Annotated in this window: 19 protein-coding genes; 14 read left to right on the plus strand and 5 right to left on the minus strand. The window is 37.6% G+C overall.

What is annotated here, in order from left to right; all coding sequences use genetic code 11:
• Positions 1 to 1,089: an aspartate-semialdehyde dehydrogenase gene (locus tag IV67_RS05000; RefSeq protein WP_057787740.1), complete on the plus strand. Its 1,089-nt coding sequence runs from the start codon at positions 1 to 3 to the stop codon at positions 1,087 to 1,089.
• A 33-nt stretch (positions 1,090 to 1,122) separates the two neighbouring features.
• Here IV67_RS05000 and IV67_RS05005 read toward each other — a convergent pair whose 3' ends face one another.
• Positions 1,123 to 1,620 carry a YbhB/YbcL family Raf kinase inhibitor-like protein gene (locus tag IV67_RS05005; protein WP_057787742.1) on the minus strand — a complete coding sequence of 166 codons (498 nt, stop codon included), beginning with the start codon at positions 1,618 to 1,620 and terminating at the stop codon, positions 1,123 to 1,125.
• Positions 1,621 to 1,666: 46 nt separating this feature from the next.
• Positions 1,667 to 2,212 (minus strand): GNAT family N-acetyltransferase, encoded by a 546-nt coding sequence (locus IV67_RS05010; RefSeq protein WP_057787743.1) that lies wholly within the window; start codon positions 2,210 to 2,212, stop codon positions 1,667 to 1,669.
• A 156-nt stretch (positions 2,213 to 2,368) separates the two neighbouring features.
• On the opposite strand from IV67_RS05010, the gene IV67_RS05015 reads away from it, so the two are divergent.
• The gene (locus IV67_RS05015) at positions 2,369 to 3,163 is read left to right on the plus strand and encodes an SDR family NAD(P)-dependent oxidoreductase (RefSeq protein WP_057787745.1); all 795 of its coding nucleotides are present in this window, start codon (positions 2,369 to 2,371) and stop codon (positions 3,161 to 3,163) included.
• Between the two features lie 58 nt (positions 3,164 to 3,221).
• Here the strand turns inward: IV67_RS05015 and IV67_RS05020 are convergent, their stop codons facing one another.
• Complete coding sequence (locus IV67_RS05020; protein ID WP_057787747.1) at positions 3,222 to 3,791, minus strand: LOG family protein; 570 nt, start codon at positions 3,789 to 3,791, stop codon at positions 3,222 to 3,224.
• Between the two features lie 68 nt (positions 3,792 to 3,859).
• Positions 3,860 to 4,438 (minus strand): pentapeptide repeat-containing protein, encoded by a 579-nt coding sequence (locus IV67_RS05025; RefSeq protein ID WP_057787749.1) that lies wholly within the window; start codon positions 4,436 to 4,438, stop codon positions 3,860 to 3,862.
• Positions 4,439 to 4,808: 370 nt separating this feature from the next.
• Here IV67_RS05025 and IV67_RS05030 point away from each other — a divergent pair, with 370 nt between their 5' ends.
• The 11 genes from IV67_RS05030 (at position 4,809) to IV67_RS05080 (ending at position 19,992) form a co-directional block, all read left to right on the plus strand.
• The gene (locus IV67_RS05030) at positions 4,809 to 5,690 is read left to right on the plus strand and encodes a class II fructose-bisphosphate aldolase (RefSeq protein ID WP_057787751.1); all 882 of its coding nucleotides are present in this window, start codon (positions 4,809 to 4,811) and stop codon (positions 5,688 to 5,690) included.
• Between the two features lie 357 nt (positions 5,691 to 6,047).
• Positions 6,048 to 7,067, plus strand: coding sequence for a lipoate--protein ligase (locus IV67_RS05035; RefSeq protein WP_057787753.1), 1,020 nt, complete (start codon positions 6,048 to 6,050; stop codon positions 7,065 to 7,067).
• A gap of 43 nt (positions 7,068 to 7,110) precedes the next feature.
• Positions 7,111 to 8,247, plus strand: coding sequence for a thiamine pyrophosphate-dependent dehydrogenase E1 component subunit alpha (locus IV67_RS05040; RefSeq protein ID WP_057787755.1), 1,137 nt, complete (start codon positions 7,111 to 7,113; stop codon positions 8,245 to 8,247).
• Positions 8,248 to 9,228, plus strand: a complete 981-nt coding sequence (locus IV67_RS05045; RefSeq protein ID WP_057787757.1) for an alpha-ketoacid dehydrogenase subunit beta — start codon at positions 8,248 to 8,250, stop codon at positions 9,226 to 9,228.
• Positions 9,221 to 10,540: a dihydrolipoamide acetyltransferase family protein gene (locus tag IV67_RS05050; RefSeq protein WP_057787759.1), complete on the plus strand. Its 1,320-nt coding sequence runs from the start codon at positions 9,221 to 9,223 to the stop codon at positions 10,538 to 10,540. The genes IV67_RS05045 and IV67_RS05050 overlap by 8 nt, the downstream gene beginning before the upstream one ends.
• Positions 10,541 to 10,544: 4 nt before the next feature.
• Positions 10,545 to 11,954 (plus strand): dihydrolipoyl dehydrogenase, encoded by a 1,410-nt coding sequence (gene lpdA, locus IV67_RS05055; RefSeq protein ID WP_057787761.1) that lies wholly within the window; start codon positions 10,545 to 10,547, stop codon positions 11,952 to 11,954.
• A gap of 81 nt (positions 11,955 to 12,035) precedes the next feature.
• Positions 12,036 to 12,848, plus strand: coding sequence for an alpha/beta fold hydrolase (locus IV67_RS05060; protein ID WP_057787763.1), 813 nt, complete (start codon positions 12,036 to 12,038; stop codon positions 12,846 to 12,848).
• Positions 12,849 to 12,853: 5 nt separating this feature from the next.
• Positions 12,854 to 13,852 carry a linear amide C-N hydrolase gene (locus tag IV67_RS05065; RefSeq protein WP_057787765.1) on the plus strand — a complete coding sequence of 333 codons (999 nt, stop codon included), beginning with the start codon at positions 12,854 to 12,856 and terminating at the stop codon, positions 13,850 to 13,852.
• 100 nt (positions 13,853 to 13,952) lie between these two features.
• Positions 13,953 to 14,360, plus strand: coding sequence for a hypothetical protein (locus IV67_RS05070; protein ID WP_057787768.1), 408 nt, complete (start codon positions 13,953 to 13,955; stop codon positions 14,358 to 14,360).
• Between the two features lie 539 nt (positions 14,361 to 14,899).
• Positions 14,900 to 17,848 (plus strand): CDP-glycerol glycerophosphotransferase family protein, encoded by a 2,949-nt coding sequence (locus tag IV67_RS05075; RefSeq protein ID WP_057787769.1) that lies wholly within the window; start codon positions 14,900 to 14,902, stop codon positions 17,846 to 17,848.
• An 8-nt stretch (positions 17,849 to 17,856) separates the two neighbouring features.
• Positions 17,857 to 19,992, plus strand: coding sequence for a CDP-glycerol glycerophosphotransferase family protein (locus IV67_RS05080; protein WP_057787772.1), 2,136 nt, complete (start codon positions 17,857 to 17,859; stop codon positions 19,990 to 19,992).
• A gap of 93 nt (positions 19,993 to 20,085) precedes the next feature.
• Here IV67_RS05080 and IV67_RS05085 read toward each other — a convergent pair whose 3' ends face one another.
• Positions 20,086 to 20,910 carry a Cof-type HAD-IIB family hydrolase gene (locus IV67_RS05085; RefSeq protein ID WP_057787773.1) on the minus strand — a complete coding sequence of 275 codons (825 nt, stop codon included), beginning with the start codon at positions 20,908 to 20,910 and terminating at the stop codon, positions 20,086 to 20,088.
• Positions 20,911 to 21,517: 607 nt separating this feature from the next.
• Between IV67_RS05085 and IV67_RS05090 the strand changes: the two genes are divergently transcribed.
• Positions 21,518 to 23,868 (plus strand): adhesive domain-containing protein (locus IV67_RS05090; protein ID WP_157050302.1); only part of this gene is annotated, 2,351 nt, incomplete at its 3' end.

Consider the following 23,868-nt stretch of genomic DNA (forward strand, 5'->3'; position numbering starts at 1 on the left):
ATGTCAGAAGCAGGATATACAGTTGCTGTTTTAGGTGCAACTGGAGCAGTTGGAAATCGCATTATTGAACAATTGGAGCAATCAACCGTACCAGTTAAGGCTTTGAAGTTACTGGCTTCTGAAAAATCAGTTGGTAAGACATTGTCTTTCAATGGTGAGTCCGTTGCAGTTGAGCTAGCAGAACCAGACGCATTTGAAGGTGTTGATATTGTGTTGGCATCGGCGGGTGGCTCAGTTTCTGCCGAATTGGCACCTGAAGCAGTTAAGCGTGGGGCCGTTGTGGTTGATAACTCATCTCACTGGCGGATGGATGAACGCGTACCTTTGGTTGTTCCTGAAGTGAATCCAGATGCGTTGAAGCAACATCGTGGGATTATTGCCAATCCAAACTGTTCAACGACACAAATGGTTGTTGCTTTACAACCGATTAAAGAACAATTTGGTTTGAAGCAGATTATTGTCTCAACTTACCAAGCTGCATCTGGTGCAGGTCAAAAAGCGATTGATGAGGTTTTGGATCAAGCTCAAGCCTTCATTGATGGGCAACGTGAAGCGATGCAAGCAAATGTCCTACCTGTTAAAGGGGATGAAAAGCATTTCCCACTTGCATTTAATCTACTACCACAAATTGATGTATTCGAAGAAGCCGGTTATACCCACGAAGAATACAAGATGATTGATGAGACTAAGAAAATCATGCTGGGCGATGCTCATGCTAAGGATATTAAAGTGACCGGAACAGCTGTGCGTGTACCTGTTATGATTGGTCATGGGGAGAGTGTCTATTTTGAAGTTGCTGATCATTCAGCAACACGAAGTGATATTCAACAAGCTTTTGCCAATGGAGCGGGTGTTACCTTACAAGATGATCCTGATCGACAATTGTATCCACAACCGTTGAATGCTGAAGGTTCACGTGAGACTTTTGTTGGACGTGTTCGTCCTGATTTGGAAAATGAAGGGGCGTTCCACGCTTGGATTGTATCAGATAATTTGCTAAAGGGTGCTGCATGGAATACGGTTGAAATTGCAGAACAATTAGTTAAAGATGATTTGGTACGCGTACCAGAAGGCGTAAATTGGGATTAAAATAAAAAAGAGACCTGATGGTCTCTTTTTTATTTATTTTTTAGCTAAAATTTCGATACTGGCTTGATCGAGTACGTTTTGATTTAACTTTGTCCGAAGCTCATTGAGATAAAAGCCGTTTTGTAATGCCAGTTTAGTATCCAATGCATAGACAGTTAAAGTATAATGATGATCTTTATCGGGTGGCGTTGGACCAACATAATGCTCTACAAGTTTATCATCTGCAGGCTCCAAAAAAGGTGACCCAAAACTGTTTTTACCACGAACCGATTGGGTATCAGTTTGACTGAAATTTTCAGGAATGTGTTCTGTTACTGGAATGTTAGTGACGACCCAGTGGATCCAAGGAAAGCCACAGACGGGGATGGCATCATAATCAACGAGCGTTAAGGCTAAGAACTGTGTCTCATTTGGCAAATCGGCAAGTTCGATTGGGAATGAAACGATTGGCTGATTTGAAAATGTAAAAGTTTTATCCGCATATTTTGAGTATTTGTCTGGTAAATAACCGGCTATTTTTTTAATTTGCATGAAAATCTCCTTTTCAATTTAGAAGTCATTTTCAGAAAAACGGGGACTAGTGCGCAACGATATGCGAAAATATGTCAACATTACGATAACCATCTAAAGTTAAGATGTTGTCATGCAATGTCGCTTCATGGGTGAACCCAGCGCGGCGGGCAACGGCTTGACTGCGATGATTACTATCAGCAGCCTCAATTCTAATTTTATGAAAACTCAGTTCATTGTGAGCAATGAGGGTTAGACGCTTAACGGCTGTCGTCATAATACCATGACCTTCGTTTTTCGAATCCATCCAATAACCAATATCGGCACTGTGATTTTCGGCATCAATATTGTGAAGATCGATAAATCCAATGGGCTCATCATTCAATAAGATGGTTAGGGCTAATAATTCGTAGTTCGCATTGCTGACACGGGCACTATTAATAAATGCTAATTCATCATTAACGGTGTTCGTTTTATCAGTCCATGGAAACCATTTTTTAAACTCGTCTCGATTTTCTTCAACAATTTCAAATAATTTTGGGGCATGCGAGTGCTCAGGTAAAACTAATTGAATTAAGCCGACATCTGTTTTGAATTCGTCGAAAATAAACATATACATGTACATCCTTAATCACAGATTTTGCAGTAATTATAGCATTTTTTAATGATTTATGATAGTAATCTCATTTTAGGAGTGATTGACAGGGTTTGCTTACAAAAAAGAAGTGTGATAAAGTATGTTTACTGATAAAAAGTTAGGAGATTGATGATGGATTTACAGTTAACGGGAAAAGTAGCACTAGTTACAGGATCAACTAAAGGGATTGGTCGTGCGATTGCAATGAGTTTAGCAGGGGAAGGTGCCGACGTAATTATTAACGGGCGTTCAGCGGAAATAGTTGCAAAGGTACAAGCTGAGCTCCAAGCAAATTATCCAAATGTCACGATTTATGCGGCACCATTTGACCTAAGTGATGAAACGCAACGCGAACAGCTGTATGAAAAGTTTGCTGATATTGATATTTTGATTAATAATTTAGCAGTATTTGAAGATGCGCGCTTTGAAGATTTGTCATTAGATGAATGGCGTCGTTATTTTGAAATTAATACGATTGTTGGCATCGATTTAGCAAAATTCTATTTGCCAAAATTGTTAGAGAAAAATGTGGATGGCCGAATTATCTTTATTGCCAGTGAAGCGGCGATTATGCCAAGTCCTGAAATGCCACACTATTCAATGACAAAGACAATGAATTTGAGTTTGGCAAAGTCATTGAGTCGTGAGACCGCGGGAACCACTGTGACGGTAAATACAGTGATGCCAGGTTCAACCTTGACGGAAGGGGTTGAAAAATTATTAGCATCACTTTATCCAGACATCGCAGATGTAGCGGAACGTGAACGATTATTTATGGAAAATAACCGTGCAACATCAACGATTCAACGCTTAATTAAGCCGCAAGAAATTGGGGATTTTGTAACTTATGTATCAAGTCCCCGTGCAGGTGCTTTTTCAGGAGAGGCATTGCGTATGGACGGCGGAATCGTACCAACGATTATTTAAATATATATAATCGAAAAGACCACTTAGAACATTCAAAAATGTTCTAAGTGGTCTTTTTTTATTTGTTATATTGACGAATCATAGGGGGCTCATAACTATCCATAAAGTTATAAATGTCTTCTAAATTCTCAATGAAACCAAGTTTATCGAAGTCGGTTTGGGTTAAGAAGTCTTTATTGACCATATCCTGGAACATTTGTTGGATTGGATTGTAGAAGCCGTCAACATTGTAAAAAACACAAGGATTTTCATTGTCACCGATGCGGGCCCATGAAAATGCTTCAGCAATTTCTTCTAATGTACCGGGACCACCAGGTAAGGCGATGCAACCGTCTGATAATTCAAGCATACGTTGTTTACGAATTGACATATTTGGAACAACTTCAAAATCGGTTAAACCTGGATGACCAGCACCACGATCATATAAATTTTGCGGCATGATACCATGGACAACGCCACCTGCATCGAGTACAGTTTGCGCTAATAAGCCCATTAGGCCGACGCCACCACCACCATAGACGAGCTCTAAATCATGTTTAACAAGCCATTGTGCTAAATCAATGGTTGCTTGTTCAAATTGTGGATCATTTCCAGTGCTGGCACCACAATATACGGCAATTTTCTTCATACGAAACATCCTCCAGATTTAAAATATACTCTTCATGATAGCGCAAATACCGAATCAAAACAAAAAGATTACTGAATTTGAATTCCTAATAAATGCAACATAATTGCAGCTTGACCAGCATTAATACTGCAGCCACGCATTAATTCAGTAGAAAAAAGTAATTGTTCAAATTCTGAGTTTGCTAAATTGATGCCATCTAGATTTGTCTGTGTGAAGTCGGCGCCTTCTAAATCACAAGTATCGAAGATGAGGTCTTTGTGATGCGTCATTTGTTGTAAAAGACTTTCCGATAAATTGGTATTTTCAAATGTGAAATGAGTTGTTTTGGAAAAACTAAAAGTTGCATAGCGGGCATCGCAAGCATCGATTAAGCTGTCTTTAAATCTGCATTCTGAAAAATTGGTTCCGGTTAAACGACATTTTTTAAATTTTGACCGATAAATAGCACTCTCTTCAAAAGAACAATTAGCAAAGTCACAATTTGTAAAATGACAGTCGAGCAAGTCACTATGGCTAAAGTCGGTTTGTTCAAACGTACAGTTAATAAATGTCAGGTTATCAAAGTGTAGGGGTAAAAAACTATCTGCGATAATACTATCGTGATAAGTTTCGCCATAAATGAGGTCGTTTGGTTGAATTGATTCCATATTTAACTCCAAATCGTTTTTAATTAAGTTATCTTTTAGATTATCATAATTTAGAATAAAAGTTATTTTTATAAAATGGTATAGTTTTGTTATTGAGGAGAAATCACGCATGGATGACTGGTGCAAAATTTTAGAATATTTTTTGAAAACGATAAACACCCATTAAGACAGGATTGGGAATATACAAGACATTAATTAGGTATGCATTTTCATGAGTTTGCTAGTATCCTATTAAAGTGTTTTTTTATCTGTAAGGTTTTACAGTTTGTTTTGGTATAGCTTTATTTTGAGAAGGTGTTATGCTAATTACAATGTTTGATTGAAGCAAAAGCAGTATTAACGCAATCAATATAGAAAACGAGGGGATTATATAATGATTACAAATGGTTTTGATATGTTAAAGAAAGCTAGAGCTGAGCATTATGCGGTACCAGCTTTTAATGTGAATAATTTAGAATGGGCAAAAGCAATTTTGTTGGCGTGTGAAGAAATGCAGTCACCTGTCATCATGCAAGTAACCGGTGGAGCTGCAAAGTATATGGGGAATTTTAAAGTGGCCCACGATTTAATTAAGGATATGCACGATGCATTAGGCATTACAGTACCTGTGGCCATTCATTTGGACCATGGAAATTACCAAGACGTGCAAGATGCTGTGGCAGCTGGGTTTACATCAATTATGTTTGATGGGTCAGCATTACCACTTGATGAAAATGTGCAAAAAGTTAAAGCAATTGCGAACTTTGTTCATGATGATCACTTACAACTTGAAGGTGAAATTGGGACAATTGGCGGTGAAGAAGATGGCGTCATTGCTGATGGGGAAGTTGCTTCGTTAGGCGATACCTTGCGCTTAGCGCAGGCGGGGGTTGACTCATTGGCGGTCGGAATTGGTAATATTCACGGAAAATATCCAAGCAATTGGACTGGCTTGAAATTGGATCATTTAAAAGCCATTGCCGAAATGATTTCTGATGAAATGGGCATTGAGATGCCGTTGGTTTTGCATGGAGGATCTGGTATACCGGATGACCAGATTCAAGCGGCCATTCAATTAGGCATTGCTAAAGTGAATGTGAATACGGAAGGTCAACTGGCCTTTCATCAAGCAATTCGTGACTTTGTATTGTCGAATAAAGACTTAGAAGGAAAGAATTATGATCCACGTAAGTTCTTACAGCCGGGTACTGACGCGATTCAAGCAATGTGTGTGGATCGAATTACCGTTTTTGGATCATTAAATCGCGCTTAAGCAAAAGGCTACATGTACATGTAGCCTTTTTTTGTTTCATTTTAGATGCAATTGATTTTATAAAAATTCAATTTTGTTGTATGGGTTTAATCATAAAAAATTGCTTAAATGCTGATGAAATCGATTTTGTGATTCATATAAGTAAAAATGGTGATTGAATTTAGTAAAACGTTTATCGTGTTGATGGAAAGCGGTTTCTTTGCCTTTGTGACAATATGTGGAAAAATGTAAACGCTTTTGAAAATGAATGAAAACGCTATGAAAACGACTTGCAAAAACCAGTGATAACGCTTACAATATAGAGTGTAGACAGGTAGTTAGAAACTACAATTTAAATAGAATGATGAAGGTGATTTCATGCGGTATATTTCATATTTTGACGGTAACGATGCCCCAACTAACATTGCGACGGATGCATGGTTACTCAGTAACTTACATGCAGATGAACCGGTTTTTGCGCTTTGGCAAAATAAGAATGCGGTAATCATTGGACGTAATCAAGATACGTATGAAGAAATTAATCAAGATTTTGTTGATGAAAAGGACATTCAAGTTGTTCGAAGAGTAACGGGTGGTGGTGCTGTCTATCACGATATGGGAAATATCTGTTTTAGCTTGTTCGTTCCAGTTACATCAGAGACAGGTGATATTAACTTTGGAACATTTATTAAGCCCGTCTTGAAGGCTTTGCAAGATATGGGAATTGATGCCGAATTGACAGGCCGTAACGATATTGTTGTTGACGGTAAGAAGATTTCAGGTAACGCCCAACGTATGGAACGTGGCTACGTTTTGCATCATGGAACTTTGATGTATGACGTTGATATTGACACAATGGTGCGTTCATTGAATGTTTCAGATGATAAGTTCATTTCAAAGGCTGCTAAGTCAGTGCGTAGTCGTGTTGCTATGATTCATGATATTAAGCCTGATTTGTCATATGATGACTTGGTTGCTGGATTAATGGATGAATTAACAAATCACGGTGAGGATGGCGAGTATGTTTTGACTGATGAACAACGTCAAAGCATTTTGGACTTACGCGATAACCAATTTGCAACTTGGGATTGGACATTTGGTGAGTCACCAGCTTCTGACTTCCATAATGAACAACGCTTTGATGGCGGAACACTTGGGATTTCAGTTCAACTTGAAAACGGTGTGATTAAGGGAATTGATTTCAATGGAGACTTCCTAGGATTAGAGGAATGGCGTGACATTGAAGATAAATTCATTGGTATTCCATTCAAGAGCGACGCTTTGCTTGAAGTGTTAAATGAAAATAATCCAAATCAACAGTATTTCGGAACTGTAACCAATGAAGAAATTGCTGGATTAGTAAATGTTGAAAAGGATGATAACAAAGACTTTGTATAATATTTGATCAAAGTCTTAATGCTTTGAAAGAAAGGAATTTTACATGGCAACTATTAGTGATTCAAATAAGAAAGTCTTGGACTTTAATTACCAATTGCAAGCACAAGATGAGGCGTTTCCAACATTAAGTGTTTTGGATAATGATGGAAATATTGTCGATGAAGACGCTTTGCAACGTGCCGAATTGACTGATGAACAACTTGTTGAATTGATGAAGCGCATGGTGTTTAGTCGTGAGCTTGGAATTCGTTCAACTAAGTTGGCTAAGCAAGGTCGTTTTGGATTCTTTGCGCCAACTGCTGGTCAAGAAGCTTCACAAATGGCTTCATCTTTTGCATTTAATGATGAAGACTGGTTGTTCCCTGGATATCGTGATATTCCAGAAATTATCGTTAAGGGTTGGCCAATCTGGCGTGCCTTTTTGTGGTCACGTGGACACGTTGAAGGAAATAAGTTGCTAGATAAGGACTTAAATGATGTGCATGCTTGGATTCCACAAATTATCATTGGTGCGCAATACGTTGAAGCTGCCGGTGTTGCTGTTGGATTGAAGAAGCGTCAAAAGGATGCAGTTGCTTATACTTACACTGGTGATGGTGGAACATCGCAAGGTGACTTCTACGAAGGCATGAATTTTGCGGCTGCTTACAAGGCAAATGCGGTCTTCATCGTTCAAAATAATGGTTACGCGATTTCAACACCACGTCACGTTCAAACTGCAGCACCTCATTTGGCTGCAAAGGGTTGGGGTGTTGGAATTCCAAGCTTAGTTGTTGATGGAAATGATGCAATTGCCGTTTACCTAGCTGCAAAGGAAGCACGTGCATGGGCTGCCAACGGTAATGGACCTGTTTTGATTGAAACATTGACTGACCGTTTGGGACCACACTCAACTGCTGGTGATGATCCATTGCGTTATCGTACACAAGACGATATCGACGAATGGTGGAAGAAAGAGCCATTGTTGCGTATGCGTACATTCTTGACAAACAAGGGTATTTGGAACGAAGACATTGAACAAGCTTACATCGATGAAGTGAATGCCGATATTGATGAAAACATCAAGATTGCTGATAACATCGAGAAACAAAAGATTAGTGACTTTATCAAGAATACATTTGAACAACCTAGTCAAGCAATGGAAGAACAAATTGCACGTTTTGAAAGTGAGGGTAAATAGATGGCTGTTAAAACTTACTTAGCCGCGATTAACGAAGCACTTGATTTAGCTTTGGATCACGATGAAAATACATTGATTTTTGGTGAAGACGTTGGTAAGAACGGTGGGGTTTTCCGTGCTACTGATGGCTTACAAGCTAAGCATGGTGAGGACCGTGTCTTCAATACGCCACTTGCTGAATCAGGAATTGGTGGTATGGCAATCGGTTTGACGACACAAGGATATCGTCCAATTATGGAAATTCAATTCTTTGGATTCTTATTTGAAGTGATTGATTCAATTGCTGGACAAATGTCACGTAACCGTTTCCGTTCAGGTGCAACACGTACACAGCCTATTGTTGTTCGCGCACCATATGGTGGTGGAACAAAGACACCTGAAATGCACGCGGATAACTTAGAAGGTATTGTTTCACAAATTCCAGGTATTCGTGTTGTTATGCCTGCTAACCCAGAAGATGCTAAAGGACTTCTTTTGAGCTCAATTGAGTCAAATGACCCTGTTGTCTTCTTGGAGAACTTGCATTTGTATCGTTCATTGAAGGGTGAAGTACCAGAAGGATACTACACAACACCATTGGATAAGGCCGCCATTGCCCGTGAAGGTGAAGATGTATCAATCATCAGTTACGGAGGTGGTGTACCTGTTTCCCTTAAGGCTGCTGATGAGCTTGAAAAAGAAGGTATTAAAGCAGAAGTTGTTGATTTGCGGACAGTGTCACCTTTGGACATTGAAACAATTGGTGAATCAGTTAAGAAGACTGGACGTGTCGTTGTTGTTCAAGAAGCACAACGTATGGCTGGAGTTGGGGCTGATGTCATGGCTGAAATTTCAGAACGCTTTATTTTAAGTTTGAAAGCACCAATCGGTCGTGTTGCTGCTCCAGATACAGTGTATCCTTTTGCGCAAGCAGAAAATGACTGGATGATTAAGGCGGATGACGTCATTGAAAAGACGAAGGAGGTTGTCAACTATGACTGAAATCTTTAAAATGCCCGATATCGGGGAAGGCATGACGGAAGGTGAAATTACCAATTGGTTGGTTAAAGTTGGTGATGACGTCAAGGCTGATGATTCCGTTGCGGAAGTACAAAATGACAAGTTGATGCAAGAAATTCTTTCACCTTATTCTGGTAAGGTTACAAAGCTGTTTGTTGAGCCAAATACAATGGTCACAGTTGGTGATTCTTTGATTGAGTTTGACGGCGATGGTGCCGGTGAAGCAAGTGAACCCGCAGCACCAGCTGCGACTGAAGCACCTGCAGTACCTGCAAACGAGCCTGCTTCAGCACCTGCAGAAGCGCCAGCTGGTCAAGCAGCGCCTGTTGTTGCATCCAATGGACAAATTTTGGCGATGCCATCAGTTCGTCATTACGCTGCACAACATGATATTGATTTGACACAGGTTAGTGCAACTGGACGTCATGGTCATATTACATTGGCTGACGTTGAAGGATTTACAGGTGCAGCTCCTGCTGCCCCTGCAAATGAAGCAACGCCTGCAGCAGAACCAGCACCAGTTGCTGCTGCCGCTGCAGCAACTGAAGCTCCAGCAGCAGAAGCCGCTAAGCCTGTTGCACCAGCACACGTTACTGAAGGTCGTCAACCAATGACACCAACACGTCGTGCAATTGCTGGTGCCATGACTAAGCAAAATGCCACAATTCCAACTGTAACAAACTTCGATAGTGTTGAAGTTTCAAAGTTGGTTGATCACCGTAAGTCATTTAAGGCTGCCGCCGCTGATCAAGGTATCCGCTTAACTTACTTGGCATATGCTGTTAAGGCTTTAGCTGCAACAGGTAAGAAGTTCCCAGAATTGAATGCTTCTGTTGACATGGATAGCAATGAAATTGTTTACCATGATGAAGTAAATATGGGAATTGCTGTTAACGCTCCAAGTGGTTTGTATGTGCCTGTGATTGCTGATGCTGATCGTAAGTCAATCTTGACAATTGCGCAAGAAATTGGTGATTTAGCAGAAGCGGTACGTAATGGTACGATTAAGCCATCACAAATGAAGGGTGCAACAATGACCATTTCAAACCTAGGTTCTGCACGTGGAACTTGGTTCACACCAATTATTAATGGTAGTGAATCAATTATCCTAGGATTGGGATCAATTTTGAAGGAACCAATCGTGGATGCAGATGGTGAATTAGCAGTTGGACAAAACATGAAGCTATCATTGTCATATGACCACCGTTTGATCGATGGTATGTTGGGTCAAGAGGCTTTGAACTACTTGAAGCAATTGTTGGCTGATCCAGCTTACATGTTGATGGAGGTATAAGAGTATGGTTGTAGGAGCACAAGCAACAGAATTAGACACAATCGTGATTGGTTCAGGCCCTGGAGGCTATGTTGCGGCAATTCGTGCGGCCGAATTAGGTCAACAAGTTACCGTTATTGAACGTGGCAACATCGGTGGTGTATGTTTAAATATTGGATGTATCCCATCAAAAGCTTTGATTAATGTTGGGCACCACTATCAAGCCACACAACAAGAAAATCCATTTGGACTTTCTGTTGAAGGGGCTAGTATTGATTGGTCAAAGACACAAGATTGGAAGCAACACAGTGTTGTTGATCAATTGACATCTGGTGTGTCAATGCTATTCAAAAAGCATAAGATTGATGTGATTCAAGGTGATGCATCATTTATTGATAATGAAACGATTAATGTTATTCAAGAAGATGGACATCAATTGTTGCAATTTAATAATGCGATTATTGCGACTGGATCACGTCCAGTTGAAATTCCAGGCTTTAAATTCAAGGGACGTGTTGTTGATTCAACTGGTGCCTTGAGCTTACCTGAAATTCCAAAAAGCTTGATTGTTGTCGGTGGTGGTGTCATTGGTTCTGAATTGGGTGGTGCATATGCCAACTTTGGAACAAATGTCACGATTGTTGAAGGTTTGGACCATACTTTAAATGGTTTTGACAAGGAAATGACAAAGCCTGTCTTGGATGATTTCAAGAAGAAGGGTGGCGAAATTTTCACATCAGCAATGGCCAAGTCAGTTGATCAAACGGATGATGATGTTACTTTGACATTTGAAGTTGACGGTAAGGAACAAACTGTGACGGGTGATTACTTGCTTGTTTCAGTAGGTCGTCGACCAAATACAGATGAGCTAGGGTTGAATAATACAGATGTTAAGGTTTCCGATCGTGGTTTAATTGAAATTGATGATCAAATGCAAACATCAACGCATCACATTTATGCCATTGGTGACGTCACTGCTGGACCTGCCTTAGCACATAAGGCTAGTTTCCAAGCTAAGATTGCTGCTGCAGCAATTACTGGTGACCCAACCGCACATGATATTCATTATTCATTGCCTTCAGTTGCTTATACGAATTACGAAATGGCAACTACTGGTGAAACACCCGAGTCAGTGAAAGAGAACAAGTTGAATGCAAAGGTAACTAAGTTCCCATTTGCAGCCAATGGACGTGCGTTGTCAATGAATGAAGGTGTTGGATTTATTCGTTTGATTACGGATAAAGAAACAAATGCTGTGCTAGGAGGCCAAATTGTTGGACCTGGTGCTTCAGATTTGATTTCAGAGATTTCATTAGCGATTGAAAGTGGCTTGACCACAAATGATATTTCATTAACAATCCATCCACATCCAACTTTGGGTGAAGGAATTATGGATGCTGCTGAAGTAGCAGATGGTCTTGGAATTCATATCTAGTATGATTTGAAAAAATAAAAAGGGCGGGCAGCTAAAGCCCACTCTTTTTATTTTTTAATATAGGAGAAAGGTGGGGAACGTATGACATTTTTTAAAACAAATGATAATGTACGGCTTAATTATCAATTGCAAGGGCCCTATGATGGTCCCGTTATCGTGTTTTCAACGGGATATTCAGGTGATCAAGCAACATGGAATATGCAAATCCCCTATTTTTTAGAAAAAGGGTATCGTATTTTAACGTGGGATTATCGGGCGCATGGACATAGCGATCAGGTTGATTACGGATTACGAATTGCCAGATTAGCGAGTGATTTGAATGAATTGTTGACGCAGTTACACTTGGACCAAGTTATTTTAGTTGGTCACTCCATGGGGACGATGGTTCATTATGCCTATGTGTCACTATTTGGGCAAAAGCGAATTCGCGCAATTGTGTCTGAAGATCAACCACCTAAAATGTTAACGGATGAAAATTGGTTTTATGGGCGCTATGATTTAACCTATGCCAATTTAGAGCAAATGGCTGAAGACTTCCCAAAAACGCCACTTATTCGCAAACGAATTTCAGATGATGTTAAACGAGCAATTAGTGATAGCCATCCTAAATTTGATTTTAAGGCAACCCGCCCGTTAATTGTGGATGGTATGGAACAAGATTTTACAGATGTCGTCCGAATTGAAACGTGTCCACATTTGTTTATTGCTGGCGGAAAATCACCATTATATGATGCACATCAGGCTGAAGCAGCACGTTCATTACATCAAAATGCCTTGTCACAAGCGGTGGTGTTAGATGAGTGTGGGCACATTCCACATTTAGAGGATGTGGAAAAATTTAATCGAACGCTCGAAGCTTTCTTTATAACTGTCCGTGCGTCAGAGGAGGAATAGAGACTATGTGTACTTCTTTATTGATGACGGCAACTGACGGATCACATTTGTTTTCTAGAACCATGGATTGGCATACTGAAGCCTCACGTCCCATTTTTTTACCACGACATTATGCGTGGCAGTCGCTTTATAATGGTAAATCACATGTGGGGCCTTATGCCGTTCTTGGCGTTGGGGAACCACACCGATACCATGAAGATGTGTCTGATGGTATTAATGAAATGGGGCTGTCGGTTCAAAAGTTAACCTATCAGAATGCAGCTATCTATAATGATGAGCGTCAAGATGACGAAACCCAAATTGCGCCATTTGAATTTGTACTGTGGGCGTTGACACATTGTCGTTCTGTGGCAGATTTGATTAATCAATTACCACAAATTCAATTAATGACCAGTAAAGAAGCGGATGTCACATATGCACAAGGACCGCACGAGCTACATTTTGTGGCCACTGATGCAACAGGCCGCTTTATCGTGATTGAACCAAATGGTATGCCAATGACAGTCATTAATAACCCCTTGAATGTGACCACCAATGCAGTTGATTTTGAACGCGAGGTTGAACGCTTAAAGGAATATTTCCCTTTGAAAGTCGATTGTTGGCAAGATTTACCATTTAATCAAAATCGTGTTACGGATGGAAAATTTAGTGGATTGAAAAAGGAACCGAGCGGATTTACACCCACTGCGCGTTTTATTCGAACCATGGTAAATAAGGAACGTTTGGATGCCTTTAATAATGAGCAAGAAAATGTGATTGCTTCTTGGCATGTACTAAATAATGTCACTGTACCTGCTCAACATACGCGATCAGATACCTATACGGTTTACCGTAGTGCGGTTGGGCTAGAAAGTAAGGTAATGTATTTTCAAGGTTATTCAGATACACGTATCTATCGGATTGAATTTCCAATGAATTATCAAATACTGGATGAAGTGCTGATTTTTAAAAATACACATGCAGAATTATTTGATGGGATGGATGAAGAAAATTATTTATTTTAGCGCACTTAGTGATGAGAAATGATATATTTGACATTAATTAGTAATATAGGTAGAATAAAATTGTGAAATTTATTTAGAGATAGGAAATGAGGATAGTTAGATGAGTCGTGATACAATCAAAAACATTATTATTGCTATTTTAGCAATTGCATTAGTTGGAACTGGGGCATACGCTGTACAGGCTAAGCAGCATGTAGATAAGTTACAGCCCCAAGTAAATGAACGAATCACACGCATGGAAACTGGTGAGTATAAAGTTTCAAGTAAGAGTTTAAAAGCTAAAACTGCGGAAATTAAAGATGACCAATTAATTTTTGATAAGAAAACAACATATTATATGGTTCGTGGAATTAGTAAGAAGAACTCAAAGGATAATTTCGTTATCTTGCAAAACGTAAAGAATAACAATACAAATCTTTACCAATTGAAGAGTAAGGACAATAAGTTAGATTTCTATAAAATTAAAAATGGAAAACCAGGCTCTTTGGCATTTTCGTTGAACAAGTAATTTAAATATAAAATCGTAATTAGTCTCCAAGGTCGTGGCTAATTACGATTTTTTTATTTAAGAGGAAAGTATACAATTTTGCAGTTGATGTAACCCTCTCTTTAATTGACACTAAAGCTTAATTTAAGCTATAATATCAAGTATTGCACACGATAATTAACCACTGAAATTTAACGTTTAAAAGAATTTTAATTAAAATGGTTTTGGTAAAAAATAATGAATAAAGTCATTTATTGTTTTTGTGGTGAGTATTTAAAATATTTAATATTGTATGAATTAATAATGATTTAAAAAATAGCAATGAATTTAATTTAAAGTTCACCTATAACGGCAGATTTCATTAATTTCCCAATGTTAACTGGAAATTGTGTATATCATCTTGCTGGGGGCTTTTTCCTAATGATTATTGTCTTGTTGCTGTTTAAGAGTATGGGAGAAAAATAGTGGGTAAAAGTTCAGAATTAACATATAGTAACTATCAATTAACATGTAAAGTTAATAGTGATGCAGAAAAATGGAATATATAAAGGGGTTAACTGATGGAATTTAAGAATACACTCCAAATAATTGATGCATTTGGTGCTGCGGAAAAACGTGTAAATTCAAATTATGTAGAATTTTTGAATCGTTTCTTTCCAGACTGGGAAATGTTAAAAACTAAGACCCGCAAAGATGGAAAGAATATTGACTACATTAATAAGCGAGGTAAGCGACAATTTACAATTCGTTATCGTAATAAAAACCTTGAAAAGGTTGAACTTATTGATGTATTTGCTAATAGCAATGCTTTTTTAGGGGAAGAAGTTCAATCAACTAAGCCATTTGTACGTGCAAAAATGAATCGTCGAAGTAATGCAACTCTTTTACGTTACTATGCTAAAAATAGTTGGAATAATGTTAAGGATGAATATGTGGATGTTAATTTTGAACCATTTTTGACGATTAATTATGGTCAAGATGAACCTATTTTAGGATATGATTTTGAATGTTTTGGAGAAAGTTCTTTTTACGAAACAGAAGAAGCATTAGTAGAAGCGCTAAGTGTTCCAAATATTAAGGGCTTTGATTTTCAGAGTAGATCTTTACAAGCTGTAAATACTGTGTTTGAAGGTCGAAAAGTAAAGTTTTCATTTGAATATGATGTTGTTGATATGATTGATGATGTCCATATAGGAATTTTTGGTTTAGATGAATTTCAAGTTACAAAATTAGATAAGCGTACATTAATGATTGAAATTCCAGATGATTTACCAATTAAAAAAGGTACTCACGATCTGAAAGTTGAAGTTAAAGGTATTGAATTTAATATTGCAAATTCAAATTTGTTATTTGAACCTGTTGACAATCGAAGTACAAAAATAGATGAGAATGATGAAAATGTTTTGTTTTGGTATGGAAATGTCAAAGGAAATTATGCGCTATTAAGTAGAGCTCATGACCTTAATTTAGAGCGACCAATAACATCAGGAAGTCCTATTTTGATTTCTGATGTTTTAGAAGTTCCGACAGGGCTCTTGTTTAAATTATCATTACCAGTCGTGAACAATATTCAATTTTTCTCTCAATACGATGGTAAACAATATGTGATTCCACATACGACTTATGCACCAGGGTACTATGTGCTTGATGTATCTCAAGTACCTCAAGAAATGCCCATTTTTGTAAAATATACGCAAACAGATGGTAAACAACAACAAAAGTTACTATCACTAAAATCTTTACAGAGAAACTTTGTGAAAAATACAAAATTAGATCGCATTAGTTCACAAAAAGATGGCACCTTAGACCTACATGTCACTATGCCAATCATTGGGTTAGGGCAGCATCTAGTTTTGGTTTTGAAAAATCGTGGTTCTAAAGAATCTGTTTTTTTCGATGTACAAGAAACGCAAGTATTAGACGATTATTTTATGGAAGGTGTTTTTAAGGTTAAACTCTCAGAATTTCCGCTCCCAGAAGAATTCGACGTGCGTGCTTATGATCCAACCATTTATGATGTATCATTAGAATTTGGTTGGAGGGGCTTAAGTAAATTTGATGTACCTGTTCGCGTTAATTTAGAATCGGAGATTGACGAAGAAATCTTTGGTAAGTTTGACGAAGAAACTGAGTACATGATTAACCCTTATGGGACAAGCAATAAAAATGAATTATCACTTAGAACGTACTTCTTAACTAATGAAGCTGCCAGCTATTATCGTTGGCAGGTTGAAACAGGTAAAGATGCTTTGGATGAACAACGCAATGCTGAAAAAGATAATAGTAAGCCTGTCATCGTGGTGATTGAATCGCCAAATAAAGCACAAGATAACGGATTACACTTTTTCAAGTATATGCTTGAGAAACGTGCTGACGAAGTTGATGCTTATTATGTGGTTGATGCTAGCTCACCTGATTTACCTAATCTAGAACCTTATATGGATAAAGTACTTATCTATAAGTCAGTCCATCATTTTGAAATGATGGCAAAGGCAGATGCAGTGATTCATACAAATTCATCATTTTATGCTTACCCAATTAACACAAGTTTCTGGAAACAATACCAACTAGATGCTAAAAAGGTCTTTTTACAGCACGGAATTATTGGCGTTCGTAACCTCGCTAATTTATATGGTAAGAATCCAATGTTTACTGATCGCTTTATGGTAAGTAGTGTTCGCGAAAAGAATCTAGTTGTCGATGAGATGGGGTATTCATCTGATGAAGTTGTTATTGCAGGGCTAACTCGTTTCGACACTTTGTTGAAGGATTCAAGTCCAGAACGATCATATGATTTGCGTAAGAATATTTTAATTATGCCAAGTTGGCGTAAGGGACAAGATCGCTTGACTGATGAAGACTTTGTAAAAACAGATTTTTACCAATCTTTGCATGAGTTTATTAATAAGCCAAGTTTAGTTGAACAAATTAACGAAAAAGGTTTGAATATTTCTTTGTACTTACATCATAATTTTCAAAAGTATAGTCATTTATTCGAGGACGCTCCTGTTTCAGTAATATTAGAAGAAGAGACCACGGTGCAAGAACTTCTATTGAATAATGGTTTGTTGATTACTGATTTCTCAAGTGTTGCCTTAGACTTTGCTCTGCAAGAACGAAAGGTATTCTACTATCAGTTAGATGATGCGATTCTTTCAGAAGTGGATGAATTAGCAAACTTCTTCCCTGGTAAAATTTATTTTGATGCAGATGCAGTTATCAATGATGTTGTGGAAGCTGTTGATAATCCACAACTATCATTAGAGGAAGAAACAAAGTTAGATAACTTATATCTACAACGTGATTTAAAGGCCAGCGAACGTACCTATGAGGTAGTAAATGATTTACTAAATGATGAGACTGAGGAGAAAAATTATCAAATAGCGGCTGAAAATGGAGCACAAAATGATACAGGAAAAGATTTGAATGACTTGAATGACGCATATGAACCTAAACAAAGTAGTGATTCAATCTCAGTACGTTTAAAGAAATTATTTCAAAAGGGTTAGTGAACTACATGACAGTAAAAGAAATAGATTTTAAAAAACCAATTTTGGTTGATGTCATGATGGCAGAGGGTACTGATGTTTGGACGCTTGATTTTGGAAATAAAAATATCAGTTCTTTTGTTTTGTGTGAACGTAAAACTAAAGAATGTGTTCCAGTTGAGTTAGAGCAATCAGAGCAAGGTAAGTTTAAATTTAAGTTTACACAAGTGCCATCAGAACTCGGAACTAAAATTTGTCGATATGATTTATTAGGTTTAGAAAATAATGCGTGGCATATGCTAAAAGTTCGTAAAATAAATCGAATTAGTGAATGGCGAAAATATAGTTCTGCATATACTGAATTACCGAATAGTGGTCGACATTTAATTCCGTATATTCAAAAGCGTGGCTACTTATCTGCACTGACTAAGAAGTTTACGCATACAAATGGAACGGAACGGAAGCTTATTTTTTCGGGAAAACTTGACCAGATAATAGATGATGAGCAGTATTTAACTTTTAAAGTTAACTTGCGTGCTGATTATCCTAGTAATTTGGATGAAATAACCAACTTAACCTTAATGTATAGAGGTAATGATACTAATTTTGAAATGTTACCAGAAAATATTCAGGTTGAAGCAAAGGTTGGTAATCGTTTTACGATTGAAGCTGTATTTGATAAGCAAAAAATTACGCAGGAAATTTATAAAGATTCTTATATGTTAGTTGTGCATGCATTAAAAGATGCTCAACGCATTGATTATTATATTAATTCTGTAACTTATGATTTTTATAAGCAATTAAATGGGAGTTTCCGAGATGTTTATCAATTAAATGATAAAAAGAAATTCTTAATTCAAATTGCGCTCAATCGTAATTTGTGGATTCATTATCGTGATGTTATGAAGTTGGATACCAAAGCAATTCGTGAGCGTGAATCAAAAGCATTACAGACATTTAAGCCAAATCAACGTAATGGCAATATCTTAATGTTTGAAAAGGAGTCTCAAATGGCTCAGGATAATGCCTTTGCACTTTTTAAATATTTACAGAATACGCCATTAAAGAAAAAAGTCTTCTATGTCATCGATGAAAAATCCTCACAAACACAATACTTAGAACCATGGAAGGATCAGGTGCTCTATCTTTACAGTGAGCAGTATTATAAACATGTCATTGAAGATCAAATGATTGTAGCTTCTGAGAGTTTGGCACATATCTATCAGTTTAATATGGTTTCCGGGGCCATGATGCATATCATTAGAAAAAAGAATAACTATTTCCTTCAACATGGTGTGATTGGCATTCGTAAATTAGGGGATGTATTTCGATTTAAGAAATCGGGATATGATTTTTTTAATACTTCTACAAGACGTGAGCAAGAGAAGGTTGTTAAATATCTGGGTTTTCCTAAATCAAGAGTTAATGTGTTTGGATTACCGAGATGGGCCGATTTAAATAGAGGTGTAGCTACGCATCAGAAAAATTTGCTTTACTTCCCAACATGGCGTGAATATTTGGCTTACTTAAGTGATGCCGATTTTTTGGATTCCGAATACTTTAAACAAATTAAAGGGTTTTTGGGGAGCTCTGAATTACATGCAATGTTAGCTCAATATAATATTACGCTAAAAGTGTTTTTACATCCAAAAATGCGTAAATTTTCCTCGTATTTTGAAAATGATAGTATCGAAATTTTGGACAGTAAGCACGAGTCGCTTAAGGAATTGATTAAAGTATCCGATGGAGTTATTTCAGATTATTCAAGTATGGTTTGGGATTTTGCCTATCAAAGAAAGCCCGTAATTTTGTTTCAGTTTGATCAATTGGAATATGAGCAACTTTGGGGTGGTTTCTTTGATACAACAATTTGGCAATTTGGCCCTGTTGTAACAACGTTGCCTGATTTGCTACAACAAATTGAGCTTTTTGGTATAAACGATGCTCAAATTGATGAAACATATCGGTTTAATATGGAAGAGCAATTAGGCGAAATTAAGAATATTAATGAGCGACATGCTGAATTCATTAATACAAAGCTTAAAAAAAGTCGCAAAAGTTATCTTGAGTATACTAGTTATCCTTTTTTGAAATTACGTTATATCTTGCGGTATGATAAAAAATTATATAAGTTCGTACGTACTAAGTTTAGGCGACACAAATAAAATTTATGTTTATGAACTTAGTAGGTATTAAAATTAAGAAAAAAGCCAAATCGTTTTTGATTTAAATCAAAGATGACTTGGCTTTTTTTATTTCTATAAATTAAAATATTTTTCTAAGAAGATACCGACACCATTTTCGGCATTAGATTTTGTAATATCTGTTGCAATGTCTTTTATCTGAGGAATGGCATTACCCATGGCAACACCAACTTTAGCAAGTTTAAGCATGGGGTAATCGTTTTCTTCATCACCAAAGGCCATTAGGTTTTCAGCTGTTAGGTTAAAATGTTCTAAAAGCGTACTTAAGGCAGAACCTTTATTGACACCACTAGGAACAATTTCCAATAAGATTCGACGCGAGCGAACGAATGATAAAAGGTGATTTAGTTCCGTATGCTGTTGCAAAATAGTTTCTAAATGATCTAATTGTGCTTCATCGGCATAAATGACGAATTTATTAAATACTAAGTCATTTGGAAGATCGGCAAGTGCAACTTGTTGGTAGGGGACAATCCCATTGACAAGTTTGACATAGTCAGATTGTCCAAAATCAGTAATCGAATAAACTTGCTTTTCAGCCACGATATCGATGGGTAGTCCTAAATCAGTGATGATATGAAAAGCGGCTTGCATATCTTTAAGTATAAAATGACGATTTAAAATGTTTTCATTTGTGTGCGTATTTTTAATCATGCCGCCATTAAATAAAATGACATAGTCATCTGATTGGGTTAAGCCAAGTTGCTCAATGAACGGTGCAACATTTGGTAATGGTCGTCCTGTTGTTAAAACGATGTGCTTCCCATTGGCATGTAGTTGCTTTAACGCTTGTGCATTACGAGTAGATAGACTTTTATCAGGTAAAAGTAATGTATTATCCATATCAAAAGCAAGTAGCTCAATTGTATTGTTTTCCATTTTCAACGTCCTCCGTGGCCTTAACTGTTTAATAATAAAGGATAAATTTATTACTACATTAGTTAATTCATCTTGTCATTTATTTGAGATGAGAATACTTCAATTATACATCACTGAAATCTGGTTTTGATAAATTTTAATAGTGCTCTTTGATGACACATATATTGAAGATAAAAGAGATAGTTGTCGATACAAAGAATGACTTAAATAGTGGTTTTTTCTAAAATTAATTTTAATCGCTTTGTTTTGATAAATGGTATACATCATATAAAAATCATGTATTTTTATTATATTTATCAAATTTTAGAATTTTTAAATGATATCGTAACAGTTACAATTATTGTTTAAATATTTCAACTTTATTGTGTAAAAATTATAAAAAGAGCCGTTATATTGGCATTTTATTAAAATTAAGAGTCGTGTAAGAATGCGGTTTCAGTAACACTGGTTACGGAATGAATATTATGTTAATTTAATGGATATTTTTTTTGTAATGTCAGGGCTTGATTTGATGAAATATATCCGTTACAATAACCTTAGAAATTGATAGAGACATAAGCAGACTAATGACATCTATTGGTTTCATAAACTAGGAGGATTTTTGATTATGGGAAATCAAGAAACAAAAGTACATTACAAAATGTATAAGGCGGGAAAGCTATGGTTGTATAGCTCAGTTGCATTAGTATCACTTGCTGGTATGGGTATGGGAACTCAAGTTGCAAGTGCTGATGAAAAAGGTTCTGAGCCATCTTCAGCGGTAGTGAGCGATGATGATGCTGATAAAGCGACAGATGAAAATGTTGTTTCTTTAGACGCTGATGTCTCTACTGAAAAAACAGATGCTTCTGAGACTAATGAAGTTGAAGCTGCAAAAGCATCAGTAGCAGCACCTGTAAAGGAATCTGCTGATTCTTCAAAGCAAGAAGTAGCACCAAAGGCTGAAACAAAAGCCTCAGTAACAGAAACTTCAAAGCAAGAAGTAGCACCAAAGGCTGAAGCAGAAGCTCCAGTAACAGAAACTTCAAAGCAAGAAGTAGCACCAAAGGCTGAAACAAAGGCCCCAGCAACAGAAACTTCAAAGCAAGAAGTAGTACCAAAGGCTGAAGCAGAAGCTCCAGCAACAGAAACTTCAAAGCAAGAAGTAGCACCAAAGGCTGAAACAAAGACTCCAGCAACAGAAACTTCAAAGCAAGAAGTAGCACCAAAGGCTGAAACAAAGGCCCCAGCTACAGTAGAACAAGCCCAAGCAAGCCAAAAGGAAGCTGCAAAAAAGCAAGCACCAAAGGCTGATGATATTGTGACTTTGGAGTCATTGACATCAGACTTGAAAACAAGTTCTGAATATCAAGCTTTGACAAAGACACAACAAGCAGCAGCACTTTCATACGCTGAACGTCAACTACGTGCAGCTCAAAAGGCTGGACAAGCAACTTATGCAAATAAGGCCTTTGCGCCATTTGCCTTGATTCAAGGTTCAGTTTTGGAAGACGTTAAGGTTACTAACGATAGTGGTACAAAACGTGGTGGAAAAGCTGACGACGGTACAGCCCTTAAGGCTGATAATGGTGTGTCAGATGTTGTCATTAAGTTGAATGGTACTAAGCCAGCTGACGTTTCATTGATTGGTTCAGGAAAGAAAGTTGCTGGAATTCAAATTCCTGCTGAATTAATTGGTCGTGTAACACCAAATGGAACAGCTAAAATCAATACAAGTATTTCAATTCGTTTGGATGAAGTACCACTTTTGCGTGCAGCCTTAGAAGGTTTGCAAGCTGGTGTTAACACATTTGACTCTGTTGTTGCGACATTGTTGAATGAAGCCGCAAAGGCAATCCCGGTTGAAATTGTGACAAAGGATGCCGATGGAAATGTTGTCTTAGGAGCCGACGGAAAGCCTGCTAATGGCCTACAAACTACAGTTGATGCCATTAACAACTTGCTTGCTGACGCGATTACTTTTGACCAAGCCGACTTAGAAGCTAATATGAAGCTTTCTGATGATGGTAAGATGATTACAGCTGAATTGAACGATGATTTTGCTGATGTTATTGCAAAAAACTTGACGGATGCATTGGACCACATTTATGACTTAATTGGTGGATTAACTGTTCAACCAATTGGTGGTAAGTATGACAGTAACCCAATTATCGCTGCACAACAAATTGCTGCTGTGGCAACTGCTAATACTGCTTTGACGGCTGCCAAGCTTCCATTGCGTGCTGCTGTTGAAACATTGAAGGGTGTTGTTACCGCCGGTGGTGCAATTTTGGATCAATTTGGTAGTGCCGCCGTATTGGGTGATACAGAAGTTGATATGCCAATTAGTATTGATACAACTGGTATGGATCAATCAGTCATTGATGCAAATAACGGTGTTGTCCGCATCAATGGAATGGTAAGTACTGATGATTTGTTGGCATTGAACTTATTTAATGACAAAACTGATTCAACAAACATTTACTTTGAAACAAGTTTTGATCAATTAACAGCACCAAAGGTTAACGCAACTACTGATGAAGACGGAAAGTCAACAATCACAGTTGAAGGTGAACCAAATGCTGAAATTACAGTTAAGGATGCTGATGGTAATGTAATTGCCACTGGTACTACAGACGCCGACGGAAAGTTAACACTTGACTTGCCTGAAGATTCAGCTGGTAAGAAGATTACTGTTGACCAAACGGTTGATGGTGAAACAAGTGATCCAACTGAAATCACGGTTCCAACTGCTGACTTGTCAAAGGCAAAGGAAGATGCTAAGAACAAGATTGACGAAATGCCAAACTTGACTGACGCTGAAAAGGACGATTTCAAGAAGCAAGTTGATGATGCTACTTCAAAGAATGATGTGAACAAGGTTGTTGATGATGCACAAGCAAAGAACGACGCCAAGGCCAATGATCCATTAGCAGATGCTAAGGATGAAGCAAAGGACAAGATTGACAACATGCCAAA

Origin of the sequence: Weissella minor (genome assembly GCF_001437425.1) — a bacterium.
Taxonomy (GTDB): domain Bacteria; phylum Bacillota; class Bacilli; order Lactobacillales; family Lactobacillaceae; genus Weissella; species Weissella minor.

What these genes read in the sequence shown, in the direction of transcription:
- IV67_RS05000 (WP_057787740.1), top strand. Translation starts at nt 1, where the DNA reads ATGTCAGAAGCAGGATATACAGTTGCTGTTTTAGGTGCAACTGGAGCA.
- IV67_RS05005 (WP_057787742.1), bottom strand. Translation starts at nt 1,620, where the DNA reads ATGCAAATTAAAAAAATAGCCGGTTATTTACCAGACAAATACTCAAAA.
- IV67_RS05010 (WP_057787743.1), bottom strand. Translation starts at nt 2,212, where the DNA reads ATGTTTATTTTCGACGAATTCAAAACAGATGTCGGCTTAATTCAATTA.
- IV67_RS05015 (WP_057787745.1), top strand. Translation starts at nt 2,369, where the DNA reads ATGGATTTACAGTTAACGGGAAAAGTAGCACTAGTTACAGGATCAACT.
- IV67_RS05020 (WP_057787747.1), bottom strand. Translation starts at nt 3,791, where the DNA reads ATGAAGAAAATTGCCGTATATTGTGGTGCCAGCACTGGAAATGATCCA.
- IV67_RS05025 (WP_057787749.1), bottom strand. Translation starts at nt 4,438, where the DNA reads ATGGAATCAATTCAACCAAACGACCTCATTTATGGCGAAACTTATCAC.
- IV67_RS05035 (WP_057787753.1), top strand. Translation starts at nt 6,048, where the DNA reads ATGCGGTATATTTCATATTTTGACGGTAACGATGCCCCAACTAACATT.
- IV67_RS05040 (WP_057787755.1), top strand. Translation starts at nt 7,111, where the DNA reads ATGGCAACTATTAGTGATTCAAATAAGAAAGTCTTGGACTTTAATTAC.
- IV67_RS05045 (WP_057787757.1), top strand. Translation starts at nt 8,248, where the DNA reads ATGGCTGTTAAAACTTACTTAGCCGCGATTAACGAAGCACTTGATTTA.
- IV67_RS05050 (WP_057787759.1), top strand. Translation starts at nt 9,221, where the DNA reads ATGACTGAAATCTTTAAAATGCCCGATATCGGGGAAGGCATGACGGAA.
- lpdA (WP_057787761.1), top strand. Translation starts at nt 10,545, where the DNA reads ATGGTTGTAGGAGCACAAGCAACAGAATTAGACACAATCGTGATTGGT.
- IV67_RS05060 (WP_057787763.1), top strand. Translation starts at nt 12,036, where the DNA reads ATGACATTTTTTAAAACAAATGATAATGTACGGCTTAATTATCAATTG.
- IV67_RS05065 (WP_057787765.1), top strand. Translation starts at nt 12,854, where the DNA reads ATGTGTACTTCTTTATTGATGACGGCAACTGACGGATCACATTTGTTT.
- IV67_RS05070 (WP_057787768.1), top strand. Translation starts at nt 13,953, where the DNA reads ATGAGTCGTGATACAATCAAAAACATTATTATTGCTATTTTAGCAATT.
- IV67_RS05075 (WP_057787769.1), top strand. Translation starts at nt 14,900, where the DNA reads ATGGAATTTAAGAATACACTCCAAATAATTGATGCATTTGGTGCTGCG.
- IV67_RS05080 (WP_057787772.1), top strand. Translation starts at nt 17,857, where the DNA reads ATGACAGTAAAAGAAATAGATTTTAAAAAACCAATTTTGGTTGATGTC.
- IV67_RS05085 (WP_057787773.1), bottom strand. Translation starts at nt 20,910, where the DNA reads ATGGAAAACAATACAATTGAGCTACTTGCTTTTGATATGGATAATACA.